The 23,045-nt window shown below is 65.3% G+C and carries 25 protein-coding genes; 13 read left to right on the forward strand and 12 right to left on the reverse strand.

Annotation, left to right across the window (positions count from 1 at the left end):
* Positions 1 to 29 precede the first annotated feature (29 nt).
* Complete coding sequence (locus GPL20_RS15055; RefSeq protein ID WP_157330237.1) at positions 30 to 437, forward strand: DUF4864 domain-containing protein; 408 nt, start codon at positions 30 to 32, stop codon at positions 435 to 437.
* Here the strand turns inward: GPL20_RS15055 and GPL20_RS15060 are convergent.
* Positions 434 to 1,699 carry an MFS transporter gene (locus GPL20_RS15060; protein ID WP_157330238.1) on the reverse strand — a complete coding sequence of 422 codons (1,266 nt, stop codon included), beginning with the start codon at positions 1,697 to 1,699 and terminating at the stop codon, positions 434 to 436. The two genes, GPL20_RS15055 and GPL20_RS15060, sit on opposite strands and share 4 nt — an antisense overlap.
* A gap of 150 nt (positions 1,700 to 1,849) precedes the next feature.
* Here GPL20_RS15060 and GPL20_RS15065 point away from each other — a divergent pair, with 150 nt between their 5' ends.
* From GPL20_RS15065 to GPL20_RS15100, 8 genes are all read left to right on the forward strand, one after another.
* A complete protein-coding gene (locus tag GPL20_RS15065) occupies positions 1,850 to 2,284 on the forward strand; it encodes a hypothetical protein (protein WP_167533038.1) in 435 nt (144 codons plus the stop codon).
* An 80-nt stretch (positions 2,285 to 2,364) separates the two neighbouring features.
* Positions 2,365 to 2,649, forward strand: a complete 285-nt coding sequence (locus GPL20_RS15070) for a hypothetical protein (RefSeq protein WP_157330239.1) — start codon at positions 2,365 to 2,367, stop codon at positions 2,647 to 2,649.
* A gap of 9 nt (positions 2,650 to 2,658) precedes the next feature.
* Positions 2,659 to 4,083, forward strand: a complete 1,425-nt coding sequence (locus GPL20_RS15075; protein WP_157330240.1) for a TolC family protein — start codon at positions 2,659 to 2,661, stop codon at positions 4,081 to 4,083.
* A 13-nt stretch (positions 4,084 to 4,096) separates the two neighbouring features.
* The gene (locus tag GPL20_RS15080; RefSeq protein WP_157330241.1) at positions 4,097 to 5,428 is read left to right on the forward strand and encodes a copper oxidase; all 1,332 of its coding nucleotides are present in this window, start codon (positions 4,097 to 4,099) and stop codon (positions 5,426 to 5,428) included.
* An 8-nt stretch (positions 5,429 to 5,436) separates the two neighbouring features.
* On the forward strand, positions 5,437 to 5,919 hold the full coding sequence (locus tag GPL20_RS15085; protein ID WP_373568259.1) for a cupredoxin domain-containing protein: 483 nt from the start codon (positions 5,437 to 5,439) through the stop codon (positions 5,917 to 5,919).
* 14 nt (positions 5,920 to 5,933) lie between these two features.
* On the forward strand, positions 5,934 to 6,236 hold the full coding sequence (locus GPL20_RS15090; RefSeq protein WP_157330243.1) for a copper-binding protein: 303 nt from the start codon (positions 5,934 to 5,936) through the stop codon (positions 6,234 to 6,236).
* Between the two features lie 333 nt (positions 6,237 to 6,569).
* Positions 6,570 to 8,711, forward strand: coding sequence for a flagellar biosynthesis protein FlhA (flhA, locus tag GPL20_RS15095; protein WP_157330244.1), 2,142 nt, complete (start codon positions 6,570 to 6,572; stop codon positions 8,709 to 8,711).
* 294 nt (positions 8,712 to 9,005) lie between these two features.
* Positions 9,006 to 9,206, forward strand: coding sequence for a hypothetical protein (locus tag GPL20_RS15100; protein ID WP_157330245.1), 201 nt, complete (start codon positions 9,006 to 9,008; stop codon positions 9,204 to 9,206).
* Positions 9,207 to 9,502: 296 nt separating this feature from the next.
* On the opposite strand, the gene GPL20_RS15105 is transcribed toward GPL20_RS15100, so the two are convergent.
* The 6 genes from GPL20_RS15105 to fliI all read right to left on the reverse strand — a co-directional run bounded on the left by GPL20_RS15105 (position 9,503) and on the right by fliI (position 15,905).
* A complete protein-coding gene (locus tag GPL20_RS15105) occupies positions 9,503 to 10,723 on the reverse strand; it encodes an NAD(P)/FAD-dependent oxidoreductase (RefSeq protein WP_157330246.1) in 1,221 nt (406 codons plus the stop codon).
* A 136-nt stretch (positions 10,724 to 10,859) separates the two neighbouring features.
* Positions 10,860 to 11,819, reverse strand: coding sequence for a helix-turn-helix transcriptional regulator (locus GPL20_RS15110; RefSeq protein WP_157330247.1), 960 nt, complete (start codon positions 11,817 to 11,819; stop codon positions 10,860 to 10,862).
* A gap of 247 nt (positions 11,820 to 12,066) precedes the next feature.
* The gene (locus tag GPL20_RS15115; RefSeq protein ID WP_157330248.1) at positions 12,067 to 13,113 is read right to left on the reverse strand and encodes an anti-sigma factor; all 1,047 of its coding nucleotides are present in this window, start codon (positions 13,111 to 13,113) and stop codon (positions 12,067 to 12,069) included.
* A gap of 37 nt (positions 13,114 to 13,150) precedes the next feature.
* Positions 13,151 to 13,696, reverse strand: coding sequence for a sigma-70 family RNA polymerase sigma factor (locus GPL20_RS15120; protein ID WP_157330249.1), 546 nt, complete (start codon positions 13,694 to 13,696; stop codon positions 13,151 to 13,153).
* 342 nt (positions 13,697 to 14,038) lie between these two features.
* The gene (fliJ, locus tag GPL20_RS15125) at positions 14,039 to 14,458 is read right to left on the reverse strand and encodes a flagellar export protein FliJ (RefSeq protein WP_011084990.1); all 420 of its coding nucleotides are present in this window, start codon (positions 14,456 to 14,458) and stop codon (positions 14,039 to 14,041) included.
* Positions 14,459 to 14,579: 121 nt separating this feature from the next.
* On the reverse strand, positions 14,580 to 15,905 hold the full coding sequence (fliI, locus tag GPL20_RS15130) for a flagellar protein export ATPase FliI (RefSeq protein WP_157330250.1): 1,326 nt from the start codon (positions 15,903 to 15,905) through the stop codon (positions 14,580 to 14,582).
* A gap of 450 nt (positions 15,906 to 16,355) precedes the next feature.
* Between fliI and ctrA the strand changes: the two genes are divergently transcribed.
* The 4 genes from ctrA (at position 16,356) to GPL20_RS15150 (ending at position 19,202) form a co-directional block, all read left to right on the forward strand.
* On the forward strand, positions 16,356 to 17,057 hold the full coding sequence (gene ctrA / locus GPL20_RS15135; protein WP_016848562.1) for a response regulator transcription factor CtrA: 702 nt from the start codon (positions 16,356 to 16,358) through the stop codon (positions 17,055 to 17,057).
* Between the two features lie 164 nt (positions 17,058 to 17,221).
* Complete coding sequence (locus GPL20_RS15140; RefSeq protein ID WP_157330251.1) at positions 17,222 to 17,626, forward strand: DUF350 domain-containing protein; 405 nt, start codon at positions 17,222 to 17,224, stop codon at positions 17,624 to 17,626.
* Between the two features lies 1 nt (position 17,627).
* Complete coding sequence (locus tag GPL20_RS15145) at positions 17,628 to 18,038, forward strand: hypothetical protein (RefSeq protein WP_157330252.1); 411 nt, start codon at positions 17,628 to 17,630, stop codon at positions 18,036 to 18,038.
* Positions 18,039 to 18,041: 3 nt separating this feature from the next.
* Entirely contained in the window at positions 18,042 to 19,202 is a 1,161-nt protein-coding gene (locus GPL20_RS15150) for a glutathionylspermidine synthase family protein (protein ID WP_157330253.1), read from the forward strand.
* A gap of 265 nt (positions 19,203 to 19,467) precedes the next feature.
* Here GPL20_RS15150 and GPL20_RS15155 read toward each other — a convergent pair whose 3' ends face one another.
* The 5 genes from GPL20_RS15155 to GPL20_RS15175 form a co-directional block, all read right to left on the reverse strand.
* Positions 19,468 to 19,938, reverse strand: coding sequence for a hypothetical protein (locus GPL20_RS15155; protein WP_157330254.1), 471 nt, complete (start codon positions 19,936 to 19,938; stop codon positions 19,468 to 19,470).
* Positions 19,939 to 20,193: 255 nt separating this feature from the next.
* Entirely contained in the window at positions 20,194 to 21,066 is an 873-nt protein-coding gene (locus GPL20_RS15160) for a CheR family methyltransferase (RefSeq protein ID WP_254125814.1), read from the reverse strand.
* Entirely contained in the window at positions 21,063 to 22,262 is a 1,200-nt protein-coding gene (locus tag GPL20_RS15165; RefSeq protein ID WP_157330255.1) for a protein-glutamate methylesterase/protein-glutamine glutaminase, read from the reverse strand. The genes GPL20_RS15160 and GPL20_RS15165 overlap by 4 nt, the downstream gene beginning before the upstream one ends.
* Positions 22,263 to 22,336: 74 nt before the next feature.
* Positions 22,337 to 22,702, reverse strand: a complete 366-nt coding sequence (locus GPL20_RS15170; protein ID WP_007600538.1) for a response regulator — start codon at positions 22,700 to 22,702, stop codon at positions 22,337 to 22,339.
* Between the two features lie 73 nt (positions 22,703 to 22,775).
* Positions 22,776 to 23,045 (reverse strand): chemotaxis protein CheW (locus tag GPL20_RS15175; protein WP_205751167.1); only part of this gene is annotated, 270 nt, incomplete at its 5' end.

Consider the following 23,045-nt stretch of genomic DNA (forward strand, 5'->3'; position numbering starts at 1 on the left):
CCCGCCGGGACTTCAACGCGGAGCCTGTCATGCGCATTGCCGCCGTGCTCGTCGCCCTCAGTGCTGCCTTCGGCCCCCTCGCCGCACGCGCCGATGACGTCGCGACGGCGCAGAGCGTCATCCGCGCCCAGGAACAGGCATTCGTGCGGGACGATGCGGCCCTCGCCTATTCCTACGCCGCACCGGCGATCAGGGAGATATTCCCGGCGCCCGACATCTTCATGTCCATGGTGCAGAACGGCTACGCGCCGGTGTACCGGCACCAGAGTTTTGAGTTTGGCGACAGCAAGAGCGAAGGCGGCTGGATCGCTCAGCGCGTCCACATCGTCGATGCCAATGGCGAGGCCTGGGAAGCGCTGTACACGCTCGAGCGGCAGAGCGACGGCAGCTACAAGATCACCGGCTGCTCGCTCTTGAAGGCGGGACAGGCGGTTTAGCTCGCGTATCCCGGTTCGGCCTTCGCCGAATTCATCCGCGAGCGGATCAGTAGCAGCAGGACGATGCCGATGTTCAGTGCATTCCAGGCAACGCCATTGGCGAAGGCCGCCGCATAGGAGCCGGTGGCATCGAAGATGACGCCGGACACCCAACCGCCGAACGACATCCCGAACACCGAGGCGAAGATGACGATGCCGACACGCGTTGCAGCCTCGCTTGCCGGCATCGCCTCGCGCACGATGATGGCATAGCTCGGCACGATGCCGCCCTGGAACAGGCCGAACATCGCGGAGATCAAATAGAGCGAGGTGAGGCTGTCGAAGAACAGGTAGAACACCAGCGCAAAGCCTTGCGCCAGCGACCCGACCAGCAGCGTGCGGATGCCGCCGATCTTGTCGGCAAGGAAGCCCGAGCCGATGCGGCTGACGATGCCGCAGGCCATCATCAAGGACAGCATCTCGGCGCCGCGCGCCACGCCATAGCCGAGATCGCCGCAATAGGCGACGATATGCACCTGCGGCATCGCCATGGCGACGCAGCAGGAGATGCTCGCGATCGAGAGCAGCACCGTCAGCGTGTTGGTGGAGAGCCTGAGATCGACCCGCGGCGGCGGCGCGTTGGCGTGATTGCGCACCTTGTCATCGCCCATCTGTGCGCGCAGGACCAGCACCAGGACCGTCATCAAGCCCACGCAGACGAGCCCGATTCCAATATGAGTGTAGCGCCAGCCGATCTCCTGCATGCCCCAGTTCACGAGCGGCGGCCACATGGTTCCGGCGAAATAATTGCCGCTGGCGACGATGGTCACGGCAAGTCCGCGATAGCGCTCGAACCAGTGCGAGGCTTCCGCCATCAAGGGTGCGAAGGTCGCGGACGTGCCGAGGCCGATCAGGAAATACGCCGCGACGAACTGCCAGAGTTCCCTCGACAGGCCCGCGAGCACATTGGCGACGCCGAGAAAGGCGATGCTGATCGCCATCGCCGGCACGATGCCGAACCGGTCGGTGATCTTGCCGGCGATCACGCCGCCGAGCCCGAAGCCGAACATCATCAGCGTGAAGGCCAGCGACACCGCGCCGCGCGTAGCGGCGAATTCGGCCTGCACCGCGGGAATCATGACCACGATCGCCCACATGCCGACGCCGCCGATCGCGCCGATCAGGAGCGCGATGACGAGCCGGATCCAGGCCTGGCGCGAATCAGGGCCGAATGTGTCAGGTCTTTGTTCTGGATGATTTGGTGCGTGCACGGGCCGGACCATGGTCGGGGCCGGCCACACGGTCAAGCATCGTGGCGCGATATTGGGCATGCGCGGTGCGCTGCGGTAAGAAGGAGCTTGGCGAACGCGGGTTTTGCCATTAATTTGCAATCCGCGTGTGCAACATTGCCGCGCGAAGAGCATGTCGGCGGGATGTTGCTGCGATTGACACGATCGATGCGGATCAGGGTGGGGCGCCTCGTTGCCCTCGCCTATCTGTTTTGCGTGCTCGCGCCGGCGGCAGCGCTCGCTTGGGGCAGCGGTCCGGCGCCGTGTCTTGCGGACGAGGCCGAGCTCGTGCCGGCGCATCACCAGATGCAGGCAAGCCATCAGCACGGCGTCCCCTCACATGACCACGCGGGCGCACATGCACATCACCAGACCGCCGCACAGGATGCGCCCGCTCCGCATCATCAGGGCAAGGGCACGGCGGGTCCGTGCTGCGGGATGATGTGCGTGAGCGCGCTGCCGGCCGATCTGCCCGTTGTCGCCAAGCCGCTTCTGCCCGTCTCCGCCTGCACGCCCGAGATCGTGGCCAGCCTGCACAGCGCGGCACCTCCCCTGCACTACCGCCCTCCCATCGCCTGATCTGACTCGACGACATCAGGGTCGAGCGCGCGTCTGCGCGCGTGAACCTGTGGTCTTCATGCACAGATCAGGGATGAATCATGCTTACGCTTTCCGGGGCGAAGTCCGCCGCCGCATCCGCGGCGCGTGGACGACACTTTCGATTCAATTGGCCGCTGCTGGCCTTGGCGGCATTGGCGTTGTCCGGCTGCATGCCGGCAACGACACAAATCGCTGCCGCGGATCCTGCCGATCCCGCGGCCAAGGTCGCGCCTGTCGGCTATCGATCGACGATCGCGCCCTACACCAGCCTGCGGCCTGCGACGCCGGCACCATGGCGCGAGCGCAACGAAAGTGTCGCGCCGCAGCCGAAGCAAGACCGGTAGGAGCGCGGCATGGCACACCATTTCGCGCGAAGCCTGCTCGTTCTCGCCTCGCTCGGCCTGTCCGGCTGCGCCGCGTTCTCGCCCGACAGCGGCATGAATGCCGTCTCGGAGCTGACGAGCCAGACCATCCACAAGGACGTCGCCTTCGTCCGCACGGCCGAGGGTGCGGAGACGGTCAACGCAGGCGTTCGTCGGCTGCTGTCACGCACGCTGAGCGCGGAGGCGGCCGTGCAGATCGCGCTGCTCAACAACAAGGGATTGCAAGCCGTCTATAACGAGCTGGCGCTCGCCGAGACCGAGCTGGTTGAGCAGAGCCTGCCGCCCAATCCCGTCTTCGCGATCTCGCGGATCTCGGGCAATGGCGCCAGCGAGATCGAGCGTCAGGTGGTCGGAGACATCCTGGCGCTGGCGACGCTGCCGTTCCGCTCCGATATCGCCCGCGACCGCTTCCGCCAGGCCCAATTGCGCGCGGCGCTGGCGACGCTGCGGCTTGCCGCCGACGTGCGGCGCGCCTATGTCCGCGCCGTTGCCGGCAACGAAATGGTGGTGCTGCTGACGGATGCGAAAGCGACGGCGGAATCGACCGCACAGCTCGCGGTCAAGCTCGGCGAGACCGGTTCGCTCAACAAGCTCGACCAGGCCCGCGAGCAGGTGTTCTACGCCGAAACCACCGCCGACCTCGCCACCGCACGGCAGATCGCGACGAGCGCGCGCGAAAAGCTCGCACGGCTGATGGGATTGTGGGACGACGGCCTCGACTTCCGCCTGCCGAACGCGTTGCCGCCGCTGCCGCGCCGGCCCCAGGCACTGCCCTCGATCGAGGTCGACGCGGTCGCCCATCGCATCGACTTGCAGATTACGCGGCTGGAACTGACGGCGCTGGCGAAATCGCTGGGTCTCACTGAGGCGACGCGATTCGTCACCCTGCTCGACCTCGCCGGCATCTCCCGCCGGACCCAGGATCCCGAGGGCCCGCCATTTCGCGAGCGCGGCTTCGAGGTGCAGTTCCAGATCCCGATCTTCGACGGCGGCGAGGTGCGGGTGCGGCAGGCGGCCGAGACCTACAATCTCGCCTTCAACCGCCTGACCGAGCGCGCCGTCAACGTGCGTTCGGAGGCCCGCGACGCCTATCGCGCATACCGATCCACCTACGACATCGCGAGCCACTACCAGCGCGAGATCCTGCCGCTGCGCAAGATCATCACCGAGGAGATGCAGCTCCGCTTCTCCAGCATGCAGGTCGACATCTTCGCGCTGCTCACCGAGGCGCGGCAGCGCCTCGCATCGCTGCGCGGCGCCATCGATGCCAAGCAGAGGTTCTTCCTCGCCCAGTCCGAGTTGCAGACCGCCGTCAATGGCGGCGGCGCGCCTGCGGCGGGCGGCGACAATCCAACCACGATCGCCGCGGCAGCGCCTGCCGATGGCGGACACTGACATGGAGGCAAGGATGTATTCCCGCAGAGGTTTTTTGGGCACCGCCGCACTTGCCGGCGCCTCCGTCGTCAGTGGCCGCGTCCAGGCGGCATCGATCCCGGAAGCGCCGCACATGGACAAGGTGGTGATGCAGCCGCCGCTGCACCCCATCAGCGGCCCCGACTATCGCCCCGTCGTCACGCTGAACGGCTGGTCGCTGCCGTTCCGCATGAACGGCGACTGGAAGGAATTCCATCTCGTCGCCGAGCCCGTGGTGCGCGAATTCGCCGAGGGCATGAAAGTGAATCTGTGGGGCTACAACGGCCAGTCGCCGGGCCCGACCATCGAGGCGGTCGAGGGCGACAAGGTCCGCATCTTCGTCACCAACAGACTGCCCGAATACACCACCGTGCACTGGCACGGCATGATCATTCCCAGCGGCATGGACGGCGTCGGCGGGCTGACCCAGCCGCACATCCAGCCGGGAAAAACCTTCGTCTACGAGTTCGAGATGAAGAAGAGCGGGACCTTCATGTACCACCCGCATTCCGACGAGATGGTGCAGATGGCGATGGGCATGATGGGCATGGTCGTCGTGCATCCGCGCGATCCGAACTTCCGGCCCGTCGATCGCGACTTCGTCTTCGTGATGAGCACCTATCGCGTCGATCCCGGCACATACCTGCCGCTGGTCAACGAGATGACCGACTTCAACATGTGGACCTGGAATGCGCGGGTGTTTCCCGGCATCGATCCGCTGCCGGTGCGGCTCGGCGACAAGGTGCGCGTGCGCATCGGCAATCTCAGCATGACCAATCATCCGATCCATCTGCACGGTCACAGCTTTGCCGTGACCTGCACCGACGGCGGCTGGATTCAGGAGAGCGCGCAATATCCGGAGACGACCACGGACGTGCCGGTCGGCGCGGTGCGCGTGTTCGACGTGCTCGCCGACAATCCCGGCGACTGGGCATTCCACTGCCACAAGTCGCATCACACCATGAATGCGATGGGACACGAGGTGCGCAACCTGATCGGCGTGTCGCGCAAGGATCTCGCCAAGGCCGTCGGCAAGCTCGCGCCGGACGGGATGGCGATGGGCTCGACCGGCATGGCGATGGGCAACATGGAGATGCCCGCGCCCGACAACACGCTGCCGATGATGACCGGCACCGGCCAGTTCGGACCGATCGAGATGGGCGGCATGTTCACGGTGATGAAGATCCGCGAGAACCTCGCGCGCGACGATTATCGCGATCCCGGACCGTACCAATTCCCGAAAGGCACCGTCGCCTACGAGGTCGAGGCGCCTGGCGCCGCGCCGGCACGGCAGCCCGGCACGCCGATGCAGAAAATGAAGATGTGACCATTGCGATGAACCACCAACAGGAGAACAAGATGAAGACGATCAAACTCGCTCTCGCGCTGCTGGCGCTTTCGGCCGTGCCGGCCTTTGCCCACGACAAGCGCGGGCACGGGCACGAAAGCTTTTCGGCCGGCGAGCCCGGCGATCCGAAGAAGCCGGCGCGGACCATCGAGATCGCCATGAGCGAGATGGACTATGCGCCGTCCAGGATCGAGGTCAAACGCGGCGAGCAGATCCGCTTCGTGCTGCGCAATGTCGGCAAGGAGGACCATGAATTCCTGCTCGCCACACCTAAGGAGAATCTCGCGCATGCGGAGGTGATGAAGAAGCACCCGCACATGGAACATGACGATCCCAATGGTGTCAGGCTCGCGCCGAGCAAGACGGCCGAGATCCTCTGGAAGTTCACCAAGGCCGGCACGTTCGAATTTTCCTGCCTCATCCCCGACCACCGCGACTACGGCATGGTCGGCCACGTCACCGTGAAGTAACGAAGGAGATTCCCATGAACCGCATCATCCGCATCACTGCTGCGCTGGCGCTGACGTTAAGCGTTGCCACCGGGGCCCTGGCGGCCGGGGCCGCCTCGATCAGCGGCGAGGTCAAGAAGATCGACGAGGGCGCCGGCAAGATCACGCTCAAGCACGGACCGGCGAAAAGCCTCGGCATGGAGGAGCCCATGACGATGGTCTATCGTGTCAAGGACCCCGCTCTGCTCAAGCAGGTGAAGGTCGGCGACAAGGTGACCTTCGAGGCCGAGGAGGCGGCGTCGGGGTACACGGTGACGAAGATGGAGAAGGCGAAGTAGCCTCCACTGTCATTCCGGGGCGCGCCGCTTGGCGCGAACCCGGAATCCATCCCTCCAGAATACCTTTGGCCCGATAGATTCCGGGCTCGCCCTCCGGGCGCCCCGGAATGACGCCGGTGCCCCCGAAAGCCCTCCTGCCGCACCCTCCGTTAACCCTTTGCTAACCATACACCGGGCAAAAATTGCCGGGTGAAGTCGAGTGTCGTCGGCCGTTAGAGCGGGAGATCCCCCGTGGACGCCAGTGCGGTGCCTCACTTTCGGAACGGCGGCCCCTCGGCCGCCGCGCAGACGTTTGGGGCGCGCGGGCGGAAGTCGCGCGGGGAGGCAGCTACCATGGTCGATGTCACCGCGGGACAGGGCGTAGGCGCAGCAAGGCCCTCGATCCCCTCCCTCAACGAGATCGTCAATATCCTCAAGCGCGGCGACATCGCGCTTGCGCTCGGCGTCCTCACCATCCTGGTGGTGCTGATCCTCCCCCTGCCCGCGATCGTGCTGGACCTGTTCCTGGCGATCTCGATCACGCTCTCGATCCTGATCCTGATGACGTCGCTGTTCATCCAGGCGCCGTTGGAATTCTCGGCCTTCCCGACCATCCTCCTGATCTCGACCATGCTGCGCCTGTCGCTCAACATGGCCTCGACCCGACTGATCCTGTCGCATGGGCACGAGGGCACGGCTGCCGCAGGTCACGTCATCGAGGCCTTCGGCAACTTCGTGATGGGTGGCAATTTCGTCATCGGCATCATCGTCTTCGCCATCCTGATCATCGTCAACTTCATCGTCATCACCAAGGGTTCGGGCCGTATCGCCGAAGTCGCCGCGCGCTTCCACCTCGACGCCATGCCCGGCAAGCAGATGGCGATCGACGCCGATCTCTCCGCCGGCCTGATCGACGAGAAGGTCGCCAAGGAGCGCCGCAAGGAGCTGGAGGACGAGAGCGGCTTCTTCGGCGCCATGGACGGTGCCTCCAAGTTCGTCCGCGGCGATGCCATCGCCGGCCTCTTGATCGTCTTCATCAACGTCGTCGGCGGCATGATCATCGGCGTGGCGCAGCAGGGCATGTCCTTCGCCGACGCCGGCCGCAGCTACACGCTCCTGACCGTCGGTGACGGCCTCGTCACCCAGGTGCCGGCGCTGATCGTCTCGACCGCGGCCGGCCTGCTCGTCTCCAAGGCCGGCGTGTCCGGCGCCGCCGACAAGGCGCTGATGAAGCAGTTCTCCGGCTATCCGCAGGCGCTGGCGATGTCCTCGGCGGTCATGCTGGTGCTGGCGGCGCTGCCGGGCATTCCGACCATTCCCTTCCTGGCGCTCGGCGCCGGCGCCGGCGCGCTCGCCTGGCACGCCCGCAACCACAAGAAGACCGCCGTCAAGGCCGAGGAAGCCGCCAAGGCCGCGCCCGCTGCGGGCACGCCCGGCGCCCCGGGCGCTGCGGCGGCCGAGGAGCCGATCTCCGCCGCGCTGAAGATCGACGACCTCAAGATCGAGCTCGGCTACGCGCTGCTGCCGCTGGTTAACGGGCCCGACGGCACCGACCGTCTCACCGAGCAGATCAAGGCGTTGCGCCGCTCGCTCGCCATCGAGATGGGTTTCGTGATGCCGGCGGTCCGCATCCTCGACAACGTCCAGCTCGAAGCCAACACCTACATCATCAAGATCAAGGAGGTCGACGCCGGCAGCGGCAAGATCTGGCCGAACCAGTTCATGGTCATGGACCCCGGCGGCAGCCAGGTGCAGGTGCCCGGCATCCACACCACCGAGCCGACCTTCGGCCTGCCCGCGACCTGGGTCGATGCCAGCCTCAAGGAGGAGGCCTCGCTGAAGGGCTACACCGTCGTCGACGCCGCGACCGTGCTCTCGACCCACCTCACCGAGTTGCTCAAGGCCAACATGTCGGACCTGCTCTCCTATGGCGAGGTGCAGAAGCTGCTCAAGGAGCTGCCGAAGGAGCAGAGCGAGCTGGTCAAGGACATCGTGCCGGCGCAGGTCACGGTCTCCGGCATCCAGCGCGTGCTGCAGCTGCTGCTGGCCGAGCGCATCTCGATCCGCGACCTCTCCACCATCCTAGAAGGCATCGCCGACTCGCTGGCGTTCTCGCGCAATCCTGCGACCATGGTCGAGCATGTCCGCGCCCGCCTGGCGCGGCAGATCTGCGCGCAGAACACCTCCTACAACGGTTATCTGCCGCTGATCGCGCTGTCGGCGCGGTGGGAGCAGGCCTTTGCCGAATCCATCATCGGCCAGGGCGAGGAGCGCAGCCTCGCGATGCAGCCCTCGAAACTGTCGGAATTCATGACCGCCGTGCGCGAGGCCTTCGAGCGCGCCGCCCGCGAAGGCGAGGCGCCGGTGCTGGTCACCTCTGCGGCAATTCGCCCCTTCGTTCGCTCCCTGGTTGAGCGGTTCCGTGCCCAGACGACCGTCCTGTCGCAGGCCGAAATCCACCCGAGGGTGAGGTTGAAAACCGTCGGAAGCATCTGATTTGCCTTAAGAAGCCGTGTGTTTTTCGGCCACAGGCAAATGGTTTTTGAGTTCCTGGCGCCTTGTAGACCAGAGCCCGACAAGGCGCCACGCAAGCACATTACAGCTTTGAAATAATTATATAATTGAACGATCAAGGATCGCTTTTGATCGCGATCTTTCACGTCCTTTCACGCTCTTGTGATGGCCCCTTGGGAACGAATCTCCCCAATACTAGGTTGATGGGCACCGGAAGCATGAACCTGCCTGAACGGGCCGGCGACTACTTCGGGTAGATGGCGGCAGGAGGCTTCCATGAACCACTCGATCTACAGCGCCGATCGCTCGACCCATCTGAAGATTGTGGTCGTAGCCCTCGTCGCAGGGATCGCGGTGGCTGGCCTCGGCATCACGGCACGCACGGGTTCGGATGAAGGTCTGACCCAAGCGGCCCGCGTCATCAAGGCCGACAAGCCGGTCGTTATCACCAGTTCGAACGCGTCCCTCGTTCGCTAAGGAGATCTGACGAGTTTTGTGAATTCACGCGGCTCTTTACCAGCCCCCCAAAGTCGCCACGTGGATATGTAGACGACCCCAACCCCAAGTCGACTACAGAAAGCGCCCGCCCCCCACGGGCGCTTTCTCACGTCTGGGGTATCTCGTCATCGCGGGCGCACGCGCGTCCCACTCGTCATTGCGAGCGCAGCGAAGCAATCCAGGCTGTTTCCGCAGAGACAGCCTGGATTGCTTCGTCGCAAGGGCTCCTCGCAATGACGGAGCACGGCTATCGTCCGACCAGCATGCATCCGTTTCTACCGCACTCCATACGTCGGCGGCGGCGCCTGTACGGTCGGCGCAGCGGCGGCGAACAGGTCGTCCTTGTTGCCAGTGAGCGGCGGATAGATGCGCTTGCGGTTGATCGTCTGCTTGGTCGTCTTTGCAGCCGCACCGGTGGTGCGGACCTCGCGGTCCCAGCCTTCGGTGTAGAGCGCGCCCCAGCCGCCGAGATCGAGCACGGTCACGTACCAGTCGATCCGCAGCGGCAGCATCGGCAGGCCGGCGAGATCGGCCACCACATTGTGGCCGGCGAAGCGGCCCATGGGACGGGCGAACTGGCAGGACATCACCGTCGGATGCAGCCCGTCGACCACGCTCGAGGCGACGTCGCCAGCCGCGAACACGCCGCCGACATCGGCGACCCGCATGAAGGGATCGACCAGCAGGCGCCCGAGGCGATCGCGTGCGTCCGGAAAGCTCGCCGCCAGGGGACTCGCGCGCATCCCGGCACACCAGATCACCGTCTGCGTCGGAATGACCTCACCCGAGTTCAGGTGGATGCCGGCTGCCTCGACGGAGACGACGCGCACGCCGAGCCGCGTCTCGACCTCGAGCGACGACAAGGCCGTCTCGATCACGGGACGCGCGCGTGCGCCGATGGAGGCGCCGACCGCTGGGTTGTGATCGACCAGGACGATGCGGCGACTGCCGGTGATGCCGGCGCGCGTCAGCCTGTCCGGCATCTCGGCCGCGACCTCGATACCGGTGAAGCCGGCGCCGACCACCACGACGGTCGAACGTCCCGGCGAAGGTGCGCTGCGTCCGAGCGAGGCGAGATGGTCCTCGAGGCGGAGCGCCGCAACATAGGTGTCGACATCGAAAGCATGCTCGGCGAGGCCGGGAATATCGGGGCGCATCACCTCGCTGCCGAGCGCCAGCACCAGGCGGTCGTAGGTCAGCGTCTCCTCGCCCCTGCTCGTGACCAGCGAAATCGCGTGCCGTGCCGGATCGATCGCCTCGACCTCGCCGATCCCGTGGCTGACGCCGATGGGATCGAGCAGCTGCGGCAGCGGTATTGCGACCTCACTGAGGTCGACTTCGTAATTGCGCACGCGGATGTTGTGATAGGGATTGCGGTCGACGAGGCGGATCTCGATGTCACGTCCGGCCGCGCCGATCTCGTCGCGCTTGCGCGCGGCGCCGATGGCCGCCCACAGACCTGCAAACCCGGCGCCGAGCACGACGATACGCGCCATGTCCGTCTACTGCGTTTCCGTCTACTTCGTGTCCAAGACATCGAGAAGCGATCGGGCGGTCTGCCCGCGCCGACAGATATAGCTCATCCGGGCGGAGGGACCAACTGCCGCGGGCGGGACGGATTGGGCGCGCAGCTCAGGCCTCGCGCAATTCCGACGGCGTCGCGCCAAAGCGCTTGCGGAAGGCGCGGTTGAAATAGGACAGATCGGAGAAGCCCGAGGAGTGCGCGATGTCGCTGATCTTGCGTGTTCTGGCGCGGGGATCGCCGAGCAGCTTGCGCGCCTGCAGCAGGCGCTGCTCCAGCACGAATTCGGTGAAGGTCGTGCCGGCCTGCTCGAACAGCCGCTGCGCCTGCCGCGGGCTGAGCCCCGAGCGCGTCGCGATCTCGGACAGGCAAAGATCGTTGCGGCCGAGCGCGGCCATCACGTCGGCACGCATGAGATCGAGGCGAGCCGCCGCATGTCCACGGCCGCGTGCCATGCTTGCGTGCTCGGCATCGGTGCCGAGCAGGAGGCCGACGAGATCGACCATGTGCTGCGCGGTCAGGCGCTGGCCGACGGCGTCGAGATGCGGGGCGTGATTGGCGGCGAGCGCGTGATAGCGGAAGATGGTCTCGGCTACCGCACCGTCGGAGAGCACCTGCGACAGCTTTTCTTCGGCGCGCGGATTGATCTCGAGCAGCGCGCGGCGCGGCATGCGGATGGTGGTGAAGCGATCCTGATCGGTGTGCCCGACGGTGCCGGTGACGCTCATGTCGACGAGCACCATCTGGGCGGGCGCAAGCTCCACGGTATGGCCGTTCTGCCCGACGCGAACGAGGCCCGCCTGTCCCGCAATCAGGACGAGGTCGTCGCTGCCGTCGGCAAGATGGCTCTGCGTGCGTGAATATTGCGCGGAGGCGCCTTCGGGAATGGCCAGCGCGATGTTGTCGACCACGCTGATCTGGAGCCGGCAATCGATGCACTCGCCATGGCTCGGCCCGATATCGAGACCACAGGAACCGAAGGCCCGCTCGCGCCAATGTTCGAACGCCGGGCCGTGCGGCAGCCCCGCATATTGGTGAATGAAGATGCCCGGCGTCTTCGCTGCATCCATCTGATTTTCTCGCCCCTCTCGCGCGCCGCGACGATCCACGGCATCCGCTTCAAATTCCGGGGATTTGACGCCGCGAATTGCGGGGAGGTTCAAATCGGGGCCGGATTCGGCGGGACTTGTCGAAACACGACGGCGGGATGGACCGTGGCGACAATCATGCGCCCGGGTAGCCATGAAGCCCGCATGAGCGCAGCGATATGCGGGGCGGTGGCCGCGGATATCGCTTCGCTCATCCGGGCTACGACACCTACTTCTTCGCGGGCGCCTGCGGCTGGGACGGCGGCACGGTCTCGATCAGCTTGCCGGAAAACACCGGCGCCGAGGTCGGCTGGCCGGAGGGCGAGCCGCCGGCCTGCTCGATGGTGACGGCGTAGGTGGCGCCGTTGACGACGTCGGCATCGTAGGAGCCGAGCACCGGACGCGCGGTGAATTCGCCGGCGCCGATCACGCCGAGCGAGCGCGGACGCGGCAGCTTGTCGGAGATCAGCCAGAGCTCGAAACTCTTGCCGGGCTCCGGCGTCGCGCCGACCTTGCGCACCGTGAAATTCCGCGTCGCGCCGTCGATCGTGAGAATGAAGGCGGGGCCGCCGCCCTGACCCTGCAACAGCGCGACATATTGCGAAGACGCCGCAAGCGGCGCCGGTGTCTTCACCTCGACCGTCTGGATGCGCGGCGCAGGACGCAAGACACCCGGCAGTGCGTCGGGCTGGAAGATCTGAAGCGACAACGTCACGAGCAGCGCGGCCGCGAGCGCGCCGACGGCCGATGCAACGGTGCGCCAGCGCTTCACGCGGCTCTCGAGCCGGATCACATTGGTGTTGTCGACGACAGGGGCCTGCGGCGCGCGCGCGACTTCCGGATCGGGCGCATGGACCTGCGGCATGAAGATCGGCGCGACGTCGGACAGCGCTTCGGGCGCAGGCCGCGCCGTCTCGGGCTGCTCCGCTTCGGGAGGCGGCGGCTCCGGCTGCGACCTATCCTCCGATGAGATCTCCGGCGGCGCAGTCTCGGCCGGTACGGGTGGTGGCGGCGCGACATCCGGCAGCGCCGGCGTCTCCTGTGCAAAATCCGTCCGCGCGAGCTCGGACCTGATGTTCTCCCACACGATCGGACGCGGCTCGACCGAACCGACCATCTGGTTGAGGACGCCGATCCGGTAGGCCCAGGCCTGCACGACCTCGGCGAACGCCTCGTCGACCGCCATCATGGTCTCGACCTGCGCGCGCTCGTCGGCGTCGAGCGTGCCGAGCGCATATTCCGCGGCGAGCGCGATATGGTCCTCCGTATAGGCCATCAGTTGCGTTCCAAAGCCACCCTCGCAGTGCAAGCGCTCATAGTCCGAGGCACTCCCGGATATCCAACATGCTGCGCCGGAGCCACGTCTTCACCGTGTTGACGGGCGCGGCGAATTTCTCCGCCAATTGCTCGCGGCTCCAGCCGTTGTAATAGGCGAGCAGAACGAGCCGCTGACGGTCCGGCTCGAGCCGGCCGATACATTCCAGGAGCCGTTTCAACTCCTCGGTCATCTCGCGGCGCGCCAGCGGATCGGGACTCTCTGCCGCGACTTCCATCGCTTGAGGCTCTTCCTCGATGGAGACTTCCGACTTCTTGCGCACGATGTCGATGGCCCGGTTGCGCGCGATCGACGCCATCCACGTGATCGGCGACGACAGGGCCGGATCGAACCGGGCGGCGCTGTTCCATATCTTGACGTAGGTCTCCTGAATGACCTCCTCTGCGAGATCCTGTCGGCGCAAGATACGGAGCACGACGCCATAGAGTTTCGCGCGCGTGGCGACGTAGAGGCGCTCGAACGCGGCCTGATCGCCCTTCGCCACCGCCTCTATCAGCCCGACCAGCTCTGCTGGCGTCAGCATTCAGCCCCCCACGCACGGCCCGTCGCCTCTCTCCCTCTCCCCGCCTGCGGGGAGAGGGTCGGGGTGAGGGGGAGTCTCCACGAAGGAGGTAACAGACGGACTCGCGGAGAGTCCCCCTCACCCGGATCGCACCTTACGGTGCGATCCGACCTCTCCCCGCAAGCGGGGCGAGGTGAACCGAGCCAACAGACAGGCCCTTCAACCCAAAATCGTCCTTACCATAGCGCGTGGCTAAGCCGACCACCAAGGGGCGCAGTGCCACGTTGTGGATAGCAAAATGCGAAAACCCGGACCTTGCGGGTCCGGGCTCGCAAATTCTCGGCGATTTGGCGGTTGGCGCCGTTAGGCGACGGCGCCGATGCGGGCGCGCATCAGGCCGATGCTGTCGAGGTCGGCCTGCTCGCGGGCATTTTCTTCGGCGCGTTCGCGGGCCTGGTCGCGCTCGTCGAGCAGCTCGACCTTCTTCAGTTCCTCGAAGGCCTCGGCCAGCGCGGCCTTGGCTTCGTCGAGCTGGCCCTTCAGCTCGTCGGCCGAGCGGGTCAGGTTCTCGCGGCGCTGGATCGCCGCCTTGGCATAGGTCGGGTAGGCGAAATGCGAGGGATCGTTGATCCCGGCACGCTCCTGCTCGGTCTGGATCTCGCGTTCGAGATCGACCGACATCCGCTGGAAGTCGGCGATCATGGTCTCGATCTGGGTGACCCGGCGGCGCTTCTCGTCGACCTGAAACTTCTTCAGGCGGATGAGGGTATCACGTGACTTCATCGACTCGTACTCCCCAGAAGTCCCCTCGCTGCACGTGGGACGACACCGGTCTCCCCACAGGCCCGATTGGGGCCCAGACCGGCTCTGTTACTCTGTGGGATCGGATGATGACCTGACAAAGTTAGCGTTCCGTTTCCAAATTACCGAGGATGTGCGCCAATTGGCGGTAGCCGTCGGCCAGCGAGGCGTTTTCGTCCTTGCGCTGGCGCAGGAAGGCCTCCAGCGGCTCGTGCAGGCGGATCGCCTCGTCGACCTCGGGACTGGAGCCGGCCCGGTAGGCGCCGAGCCGGATCAACTCCTCCATGTCGGCGTAGGTCGCCATCACCTGGCGGGCCCGCTGGATGGTCGGCCAGAACTGCGGATCGGCCGATTTCGGCATGGTGCGGGAAACGGATTTGAGGATGTTGATGGCGGGGTAGCGGCCGCGCTCGGCGATGGAGCGCTGCATCACGATATGGCCGTCGAGGATGCCGCGGACCGCATCGGCGATCGGCTCATTGTGATCGTCGCCATCCACCAGCACCGTGAAGATCGCGGTGATGGCGCCGACGCCGAGGCCCGGGCCGGCGCGCTCCAGCAGCTTCGGCAGCTCGGTGAAGACGGTCGGCGTATAGCCCTTCGCGGTCGGCGGCTCGCCGGCGGACAGGCCGATCTCGCGCTGGGCCATGGCAAAGCGCGTCACGGAGTCCATCAGGCAGAGCACGTCCTTGTCCTCGTCGCGGAAATATTCGGCGACCGCGAGCGTCAGATAGGCGGCCTGTCGCCGCATCAGGGCCGGCTCGTCCGAGGTCGCGACCACCACGACCGAGCGCGCCAGCCCCTCCTCGCCGAGGTCGTCCTGGAGGAATTCCTGCACCTCGCGGCCGCGTTCGCCGATCAGCCCGATGACGCTGACATCGGCATCGACATTGCGCGCGAGCATCGAGAGCAGCACCGACTTGCCGACGCCGGAGCCCGCAAAGATGCCCATGCGCTGGCCGCGGCAGCAGGTGAGAAACGTGTTCATCGCGCGCACGCCGAGATCGAGCGGGGCGCCGACCCGTTTGCGCGAATGCGCCGGCGGCGGCGCGTTGCGGAACGGCATCGGCGATGCGCCCTGCGGTAAAGGTCCCTTGCCGTCGATCGGCTCGCCGAGCGCGTTGACGACGCGGCCGAGCCAGGCCGGCGACGGCCGCACCAGGTTGGCGGCGTTGGCGATCACCGCCTTGCAGCCGCGCCGCACGCCGTCGAGTCCGGCGAACGGCATCACGACGGCATTGTTGCCGGAGAAGCCGATCACCTCGCAGGGAATGGAGCGGTTGGCGCCGGTCTCGATCACGAGCCGCGCGCCGACCGACATCGCATGGATCGGGCCAGCCACCTCGACCATCAGGCCGCGCACGCCGACCACACGGCCATAAATATTGACGCCGTCGATGTCGCCGATCTGTTCGGCAAGGGCCTTCATAACAGGTTCGCCTTCATAAGAGGTTCGCCTTCATGATGAGGGCCTTGATGAGGTGATCGCCCTTCGTCCCCGGGACTTCACGGTGAAACTCTTAAGTTTCGCCATATTTCTGAACGGCGCTTAACTTCGTGTTTACCCGCATCATTAATCATTGCGTCACTGTCTTTGTGACTGAGCGTGGCTCCCCTTCAGAAGAAGGCTGAGTCGCGGGAGTCGGTTAGGCCCGTCTCTTAAAGTGGAGCTTGAACGGAACGGGGTGACAAAAGCTGCTTCGCACGCAATACCTTAGGGCGATTCGACAAAAATTGCACCGGGGGGACTTGCGTTCCAGAATCAGAGTTTGTTAACCATCTGTTGTCAGGATCCGAATCAGTTGTTCAAAGGCGTTTTGTTGAGTGCCGCGAATGCGGCCGACCTGACGCCCAGGAGCGGCGACTATGGGGAACTGGCATGCGCGTTTTGCTGATTGAAGATGACAGCGCCGTCGCGCAGTCGATCGAGCTGATGCTGAAGTCGGAGAGCTTCAACGTCTACACGACCGATTTGGGGGAAGAAGGCGTCGATCTCGGTAAGTTATACGATTACGACATTATCCTTCTCGACCTCAACCTGCCCGACATGTCCGGTTACGACGTGCTCAAGCAGCTCCGGGTCTCCAAGATCAAGACACCGATTCTGATCCTCTCCGGCCTCGCCGGCATCGAGGACAAGGTCAAGGGTCTCGGCGTCGGCGCCGACGACTACATGACCAAGCCCTTCCACAAGGACGAGCTGGTTGCCCGCATCCATGCGATCGTGCGCCGCTCCAAGGGCCATGCCCAGTCGGTCATCCAGACCGGCGACCTCGTCGTCAACCTCGACACCAAGACGGTGGAAGTCGGCGGCCAGCGCGTGCATCTGACCGGCAAGGAATATCAGATGCTGGAGCTGCTCTCGCTCCGCAAGGGCACGACCCTCACCAAGGAAATGTTCCTCAACCACCTCTATGGCGGCATGGACGAGCCCGAGCTGAAGATCATCGACGTCTTCATCTGCAAGCTCCGCAAGAAGCTCGCCAACGCGTCCGAAGGCCGCAACTTCATCGAGACCGTGTGGGGCCGCGGCTACGTGCTGCGCGAGCCGCACGAGGCCGACGAGCGCATCCCCGCCTGATCCTGGGTTTACGTCGCGAGCCTTGTCAGGCTCGCTCCTCCCAGCCTGGACCCCGCCGCAAATGGCGGGGTTTTGTTTTTTGGCGGATCGCTTCATCCGAAGCTTAATGTTTGAACCGCTATCCTTCCCCCGCCGACGAATGGTCGCTGCACGATGGGGGAACGATGATCCTGCAATCACTCGCCGGCCTGCCCGCCTTCCTGGTCTATTTCTGCACCGGGCTGATCGCGATCGTGGCGTATCTGTTCGTCTATACCCGCATCACCCCGCATAACGAGTTCCAGCTCATCCGCGACAACGAGCCGGCCGCGGCGATCGCGCTCGGCCTCAGCCTGCTCGGCTTCGTGGCGCCGCTGGCGAGCGCCATCGCGCATTCGGCCAATGTGCTGGACTGCATGATCTGGGCGATCATCGCGCTGATCGTGCAGATCATCGTGCTCTTTCTGGTGCGGGTGCCGGTGCCGAACCTGTCGGCACGAATTGCCGCAGGCGAGCTTGCGCCTGCGATCTGGCTCGGACTGTCCTCACTCGCGGCGGGCCTGTTGAACGCCGCCTGCATGATCTACTGACATGGCCGACAAACCCGCCATAAAGGAATTCGGCAACCGCCGGCCGATGGCCGAGCCACCGCCGCCGCGCCCGCCGGTGAAGCGCTCCGGCCATGTCGCGCTCCTGGTGATGGGCACGATCGCGGTCGGCACCACCGCCTACACGATGATGCCTCGGCAGAATTGCGAGCCGCCGCCTCCCGGGGCGACAGTCTCCGGCGCGGAAACGCCGGTGCAGGCAAGCACCGCGTGCAGCAGCCGAAGCGGCTCCTCGAGCGGCGGCAGCAGCTCGCGCTGGTCGTCGCGATCGAGCCTGTTCAGCAGCGACTCCTCGAGCCATTCCTCGTCGGGAACGTCGTACGATTCCGGACACAGCAGCGTGAGCCGCGGCGGCTTCGGCTCGTTCGGCCACGGCTTCTCGGGCGGCGGCTGAGCCATGCAGCGCATCACTTGTCTCGAGCGCGACGACTGGCGAGAAACCGCAGCGCAATGCGGTTTCGTCTTCCACACCATCGACGGCGAGCGCTATTGGGACGAGCGCGCCTATTACGGCTTCACGCTCGACGAGATCGAGCGCGGCATCGAGACCCCGACCGGCGAGATCGACGCGATGTGCCTGGAGCTCGCCGGCCGCGTCATCGGCGACGAGCGCCATCTGCGCCGCTTGAAGATTCCGGAAGCGTTCTGGAGCTTGATCGCCGAGAGCTGGGAGCGCGACGATCGCAGCCTTTACGGCCGGCTCGACCTGAAGTTCGACGGCAAAGGGCCGGCAAAGCTGCTCGAATACAACGCGGATACGCCGACCTCGATCTTCGAGGCCGCGGTGTTTCAATGGACCTGGCTCGAACAGGCGATCGAACGCCGCGTCATCCCGGCGCGCGCCGATCAGTTCAACTCCATCCATGAGCGGCTGATCGCGGCGTGGAAGGAGATCGCCGCCGGCCGCTACGTCCATCTCACCGGCGTCACCGGCAATGACGAAGACGCCGGCACGCTCGCCTATCTCGAAGACACCGCACGCCAGGCGGGACTCACCACCAGGCTGCTCGACATCGAACAGGTCGGCTGGCGCGATGAGGGTGGCGGTTTCGTCGATCTCGACGACCGCGACATCGCGCTCGCCTTCAAGCTCTACCCCTGGGAGTGGATGTTCCAGGACGCCTTCGGCACAAAGCTCAAGGACGCCGCGACCCGCTGGATCGAGCCGCCGTGGAAGGCGGTGCTCTCCAACAAGGGTATCCTGCCGCTGCTCTGGGAGATGTTTCCGAACCATCCCAACCTGCTCCCGGCCTTCTTCGAGGACGATCCTCGCGCAGCCGAGCTCGGCAGCTCCTATGTGCGCAAACCGCTGCTCTCGCGTGAAGGCGCCAATGTCACGCTGGTATCCGGCGGCAGGCCGCTCGACGAGCAGGCCGGCCCCTACGGCGCCGAAGGCTTTGTGCGGCAGGCATTGTCGCCACTGCCGAACTTTTCGGGCTTCTATCCAGTGATCGGAAGCTGGCTGGTGAATCACGAGCCCTGCGGCCTGTCGATCCGCGAGGACGAAAGCCCGATCACGGGCAACCGCTCGCGGTTCTTGCCGCATGCGATTTTGTGAAGTGTTGCTTTCTTCCTTCTCCCCTTGTGGGAGAAGGTGGCGTAGGCGGCCTTCGGCCGCCGTTTTTAAGAACGCCGAAGCGAAGCTTCGGCTATGGCGCCGGATGAGGGGTCTCTCTCGGCAAATTCAACGAGAGTTGGACTCGCAGAGAGACCCCTCACCCGGCTTCGCTATCGCGAAGCCACCCTCTCCCACAAGGGGAGAGGGTGAAGAAGCATATCACCTCGCCGGCAAGGGGCACGAGCGCAGCGATTCGCGTGCTTACTTAGGGGGTCTTGACGATGAGTCTCCCGTCGTACAGGCCGGCACCCTTGAACGCACTTTGCACGCTTTCGAAGCCGCCCGTACCCGTCGCGTTTGCATACGTCCCGGTGCCGGACAGGATCGTATATTCGCCCTTTGTCCGACCGTCCTTGATCGCCCCGGTGTAGCGCGCCGTGATCGAGGACCCATCGTCGAAGGTGTAGGTGCTATAGCCGTTGATGGGTCCTGAGCCCTTAAGCAAGTCGGCCGAATTGACGAAGTCTTTCACGGCAACGCGGCCGTCCTTGAAGAACGCGACGCCGAACATCTTGCCGGACATCACCGTCTGACCTTCGACGTTTGTGACCTCAGTGATCTTGACGTCCATCGGCTTGGTGACGAGCTTGAATTCGAGCACCTGCTCGCCGGCGAGAGCCGTCGCGGGCAACGAAAGCGCTGCCAACACGAAATATGAGGCACAAGACATTCGCATGGTATGTCCTCCTCAAAGCAGATCATGATGGAATGGAGCCCCGCCTCAATTCGGCGGGGCCATCGGCACCATAGCACAACCGTCAGATGCTGATCAGAGCCGCGATTGCATTTCATCGCGGCACAGCTCTATTGCGCGGTAGCGGAGTAATCCGCAGTGCTCAAACGCGCGTGAAGCCTCGCGCACCGGATGGCGTCAGTTGCTGTCGATCACTTGCGACGCAGCGTTCAGTGAGGCCGCCTGTCATTCGGCCAATCACCTCGCCGCGGCGATCTTCAGCGGCTGCGGCATCAATCCGCCCATGGGGCGGCCGGAGCGCGCGGGGTTGAGCTGGTAGAGACCGCGGCGCTCAGTGATCGGGCGGAACGCATCGGTGATGCCGACGACGGACTCGGCGGCGCCAAGCAGCAGCGTGCCATCCGCCTCCAAGCCCTTGGCCATGCGCTCGAAGATCACCGCCTTGGTGTCCTGGTCGAAATAGATCAGCACGTTGCGGCAGAAGATCACGTCGAAGGTGCCGAGATGGGAGAAGTCCTGCAACAGATTGAGCTGGCGGAACTGCACCATCGCGCGAATGTCGGCATTGAGCTGCCAGAGCTCGCCGACTTGCGTGAAATACTTCATCAGGTGCTGAATCGGCAGGCCGCGCTGGACCTCGAACTGGCTGTAGACGCCGGCCCTGGATTTCTCCAGCACCTCCTGCGACAGATCGGTGGCGACGATCTCGATGCGCCAGCCGGCCAGGGCCGCGCCCATCTCCTTCACGCACATCGCGATCGAATAGGGCTCCTGCCCCGTCGAGGACGCCGCCGACCAGATACGCAACGACTTGCGCGCCGCGCGCGCCTGGATCAGGCCCGGCAGGATGGTGTCGCGCAAGTGGTCGAAGGGGATCTTGTCGCGGTAGAAGAAGGTCTCGTTGGTGGTCATCGCCTCGACCACGTCGGTCGCAAGCCGGCCGTCGCCGTTCCTGATCTTCAGCACGAGATCGGGAATGCCGGGAAGGCTCGCCTTGCGGGCCAGCGGCAGCAGCCGGCTCTCGACCAGATATTGCTTGTCGGCGGACAGATCGAGGCCGGAGCGCTCTTTCAGGAACTTGCGCAGATATTCGTAGTCGACCGGCGTCACGAGCGGTCTCCCGCGAACAGGCGATTGACCTTGGCGCCGATCTGGTTGAGCGGCAGGATCGCCGCGCAGATGCCGGCGTTGGCCGCGGCGCCCGGCATGCCCCAGACGACGCTGGACGCTTCGTCCTGCGCGATCACGCTGCCGCCGGCGGCGACGATGTCCTTGCCGCCACGCATGCCGTCCGAGCCCATGCCCGTCAGGATCACGGAGAGGATGCCGCCATGCCAGATGTCGATCGCGGAGGTGAAGAGCGGATCGACCGCGGGCTTGCAGAAATTGACGGCGGGGCCGTCGTCGAGCGCGATCGCGACGTCGGCGCCGCTGCGCACGACGCGCATGTGCTTGCCGCCGGGCGCGAGATAGATCCGTCCCGGCTTCACCGGCTCGCCGTCGACGGCCTCGGCCGCGGGCTTACGGCTCGAACGTGCCAGGTGTTCGGCGAGAATGGTGGTGAAGGTCGGCGGCATGTGCTGGGTGATCAGCACCGGGAAGCGGTCGATCACCGGGCCGAGCTCGGTGACGAGCGCCATCAGCGCCTGGGGACCACCGGTCGAGGAGCCGATCAACAGCACCTTTGGTGCCTGGCTCGAGAACGGGCGCGTGGTCAGCGACGTCGAGGACGGAGCATGCACGGCCGGGGCAGGTAGAGGCGCGGCCGGCCGCGCAACAGCCGGTGCACGTGCAGCCGGTGCGGGGCTCGCCGGTGCCAGCGGCGGGCTCGCAACCGCGGGCTTGCGACGCAGCCGGGCGCCGAGGTGACGGATCTTCTGGATCAGATCGTGATGAAAGGTGTCCGCAGCCGACGCGTCGCGCGTCGACTCCGGCTTCGGAATGTAGTCGGCCGCGCCGAGCGACAGCGCCTTGAAGCTGATCTCCGCGTTGCGGCGGGTCAGCGTCGAAGCCATGATGATGACGAGATCGCGCTTCTTCGCCAGCAATTTCGGCAGCGCCGAGATGCCGTCGAGCTCGGGCATTTCGATGTCGAGCACCGCGACGTCGGGATTGATGCGTTCGAGCTGGTTGACCGCCTCGAGCCCGGTGCGCAGCGAAGCTGCGACCTCCATGTCGTGTTCGGCGCCGACCCAGCGCGAGATCAGACCGCGGATGACGACGGAGTCGTCGACGATCATCACACGCAGCGGCCCGGCTTCGCGCGACGGGCCCGTGGTCGAATTACCTGCGAACGCAACACTCATTACACACCAACACAGACTGAAACGGTTAATTGAAGACAGACGCCGAAGGATCCGTTCAGCCTCCGGGCGCTCGCTCAGATCAGGCCGACTTCCTGAAATTTCGCCGTCACGATATCCTTGTCGAACGGCTTCATGATGTATTCGTTGGCGCCGGCGTGCAGCGCGCGCGCGATGTGCGCGACGTCGTTCTCGGTGGTGCAGAACACCACCTTGGGCTGGTCGCCGCCGGGCATGCGCCTGAGATGGCCGAGGAACTCGTAGCCGTCCATCACCGGCATGTTCCAGTCGAGCAGCACCGCATCTGGCAGTCCGCGCTTGCAGGCTTCCAGGGCCTTCTCACCGTCCTCGGCTTCGAGGATCTGGAAGTCGAGGCCCTCCAGGATCCGGCGCGCAACCTTGCGGATGACGCTGGAATCATCAACGACGAGACAAGTTCGCATGTGAACCTCTGCTTCCTATCCCCTCGCGAGGGGCACTTCCAATTGCAAGTCCGCCGGCGGCGTTGCCGCCGTATCAGGCCGCCATCATCTCGGGCGCGAGCTCGAGGACGCGATCGACGTCGAGGACGACCATGAGCTGTCCGTCGAGGCGATGGACGCCGCCGGCGAGCTTGGCCATGCGGGGATCGAGGTTGACGGGGTTTTCCTCCATGCCGGCCTCGGGCAGGCGCAGCACCTCGCCGATCTGGTCGATCAGGAGGCCATAGGATTCGCCGCGCAAATCGACGCCGACCGCCATCGGCACCTTGCCGTCCTCGGCCCTGGGCAGGCCGAGCCGGGCGCG

Origin of the sequence: Bradyrhizobium cajani, from assembly GCF_009759665.1 — a bacterium.
GTDB lineage: Bacteria > Pseudomonadota > Alphaproteobacteria > Rhizobiales > Xanthobacteraceae > Bradyrhizobium > Bradyrhizobium cajani.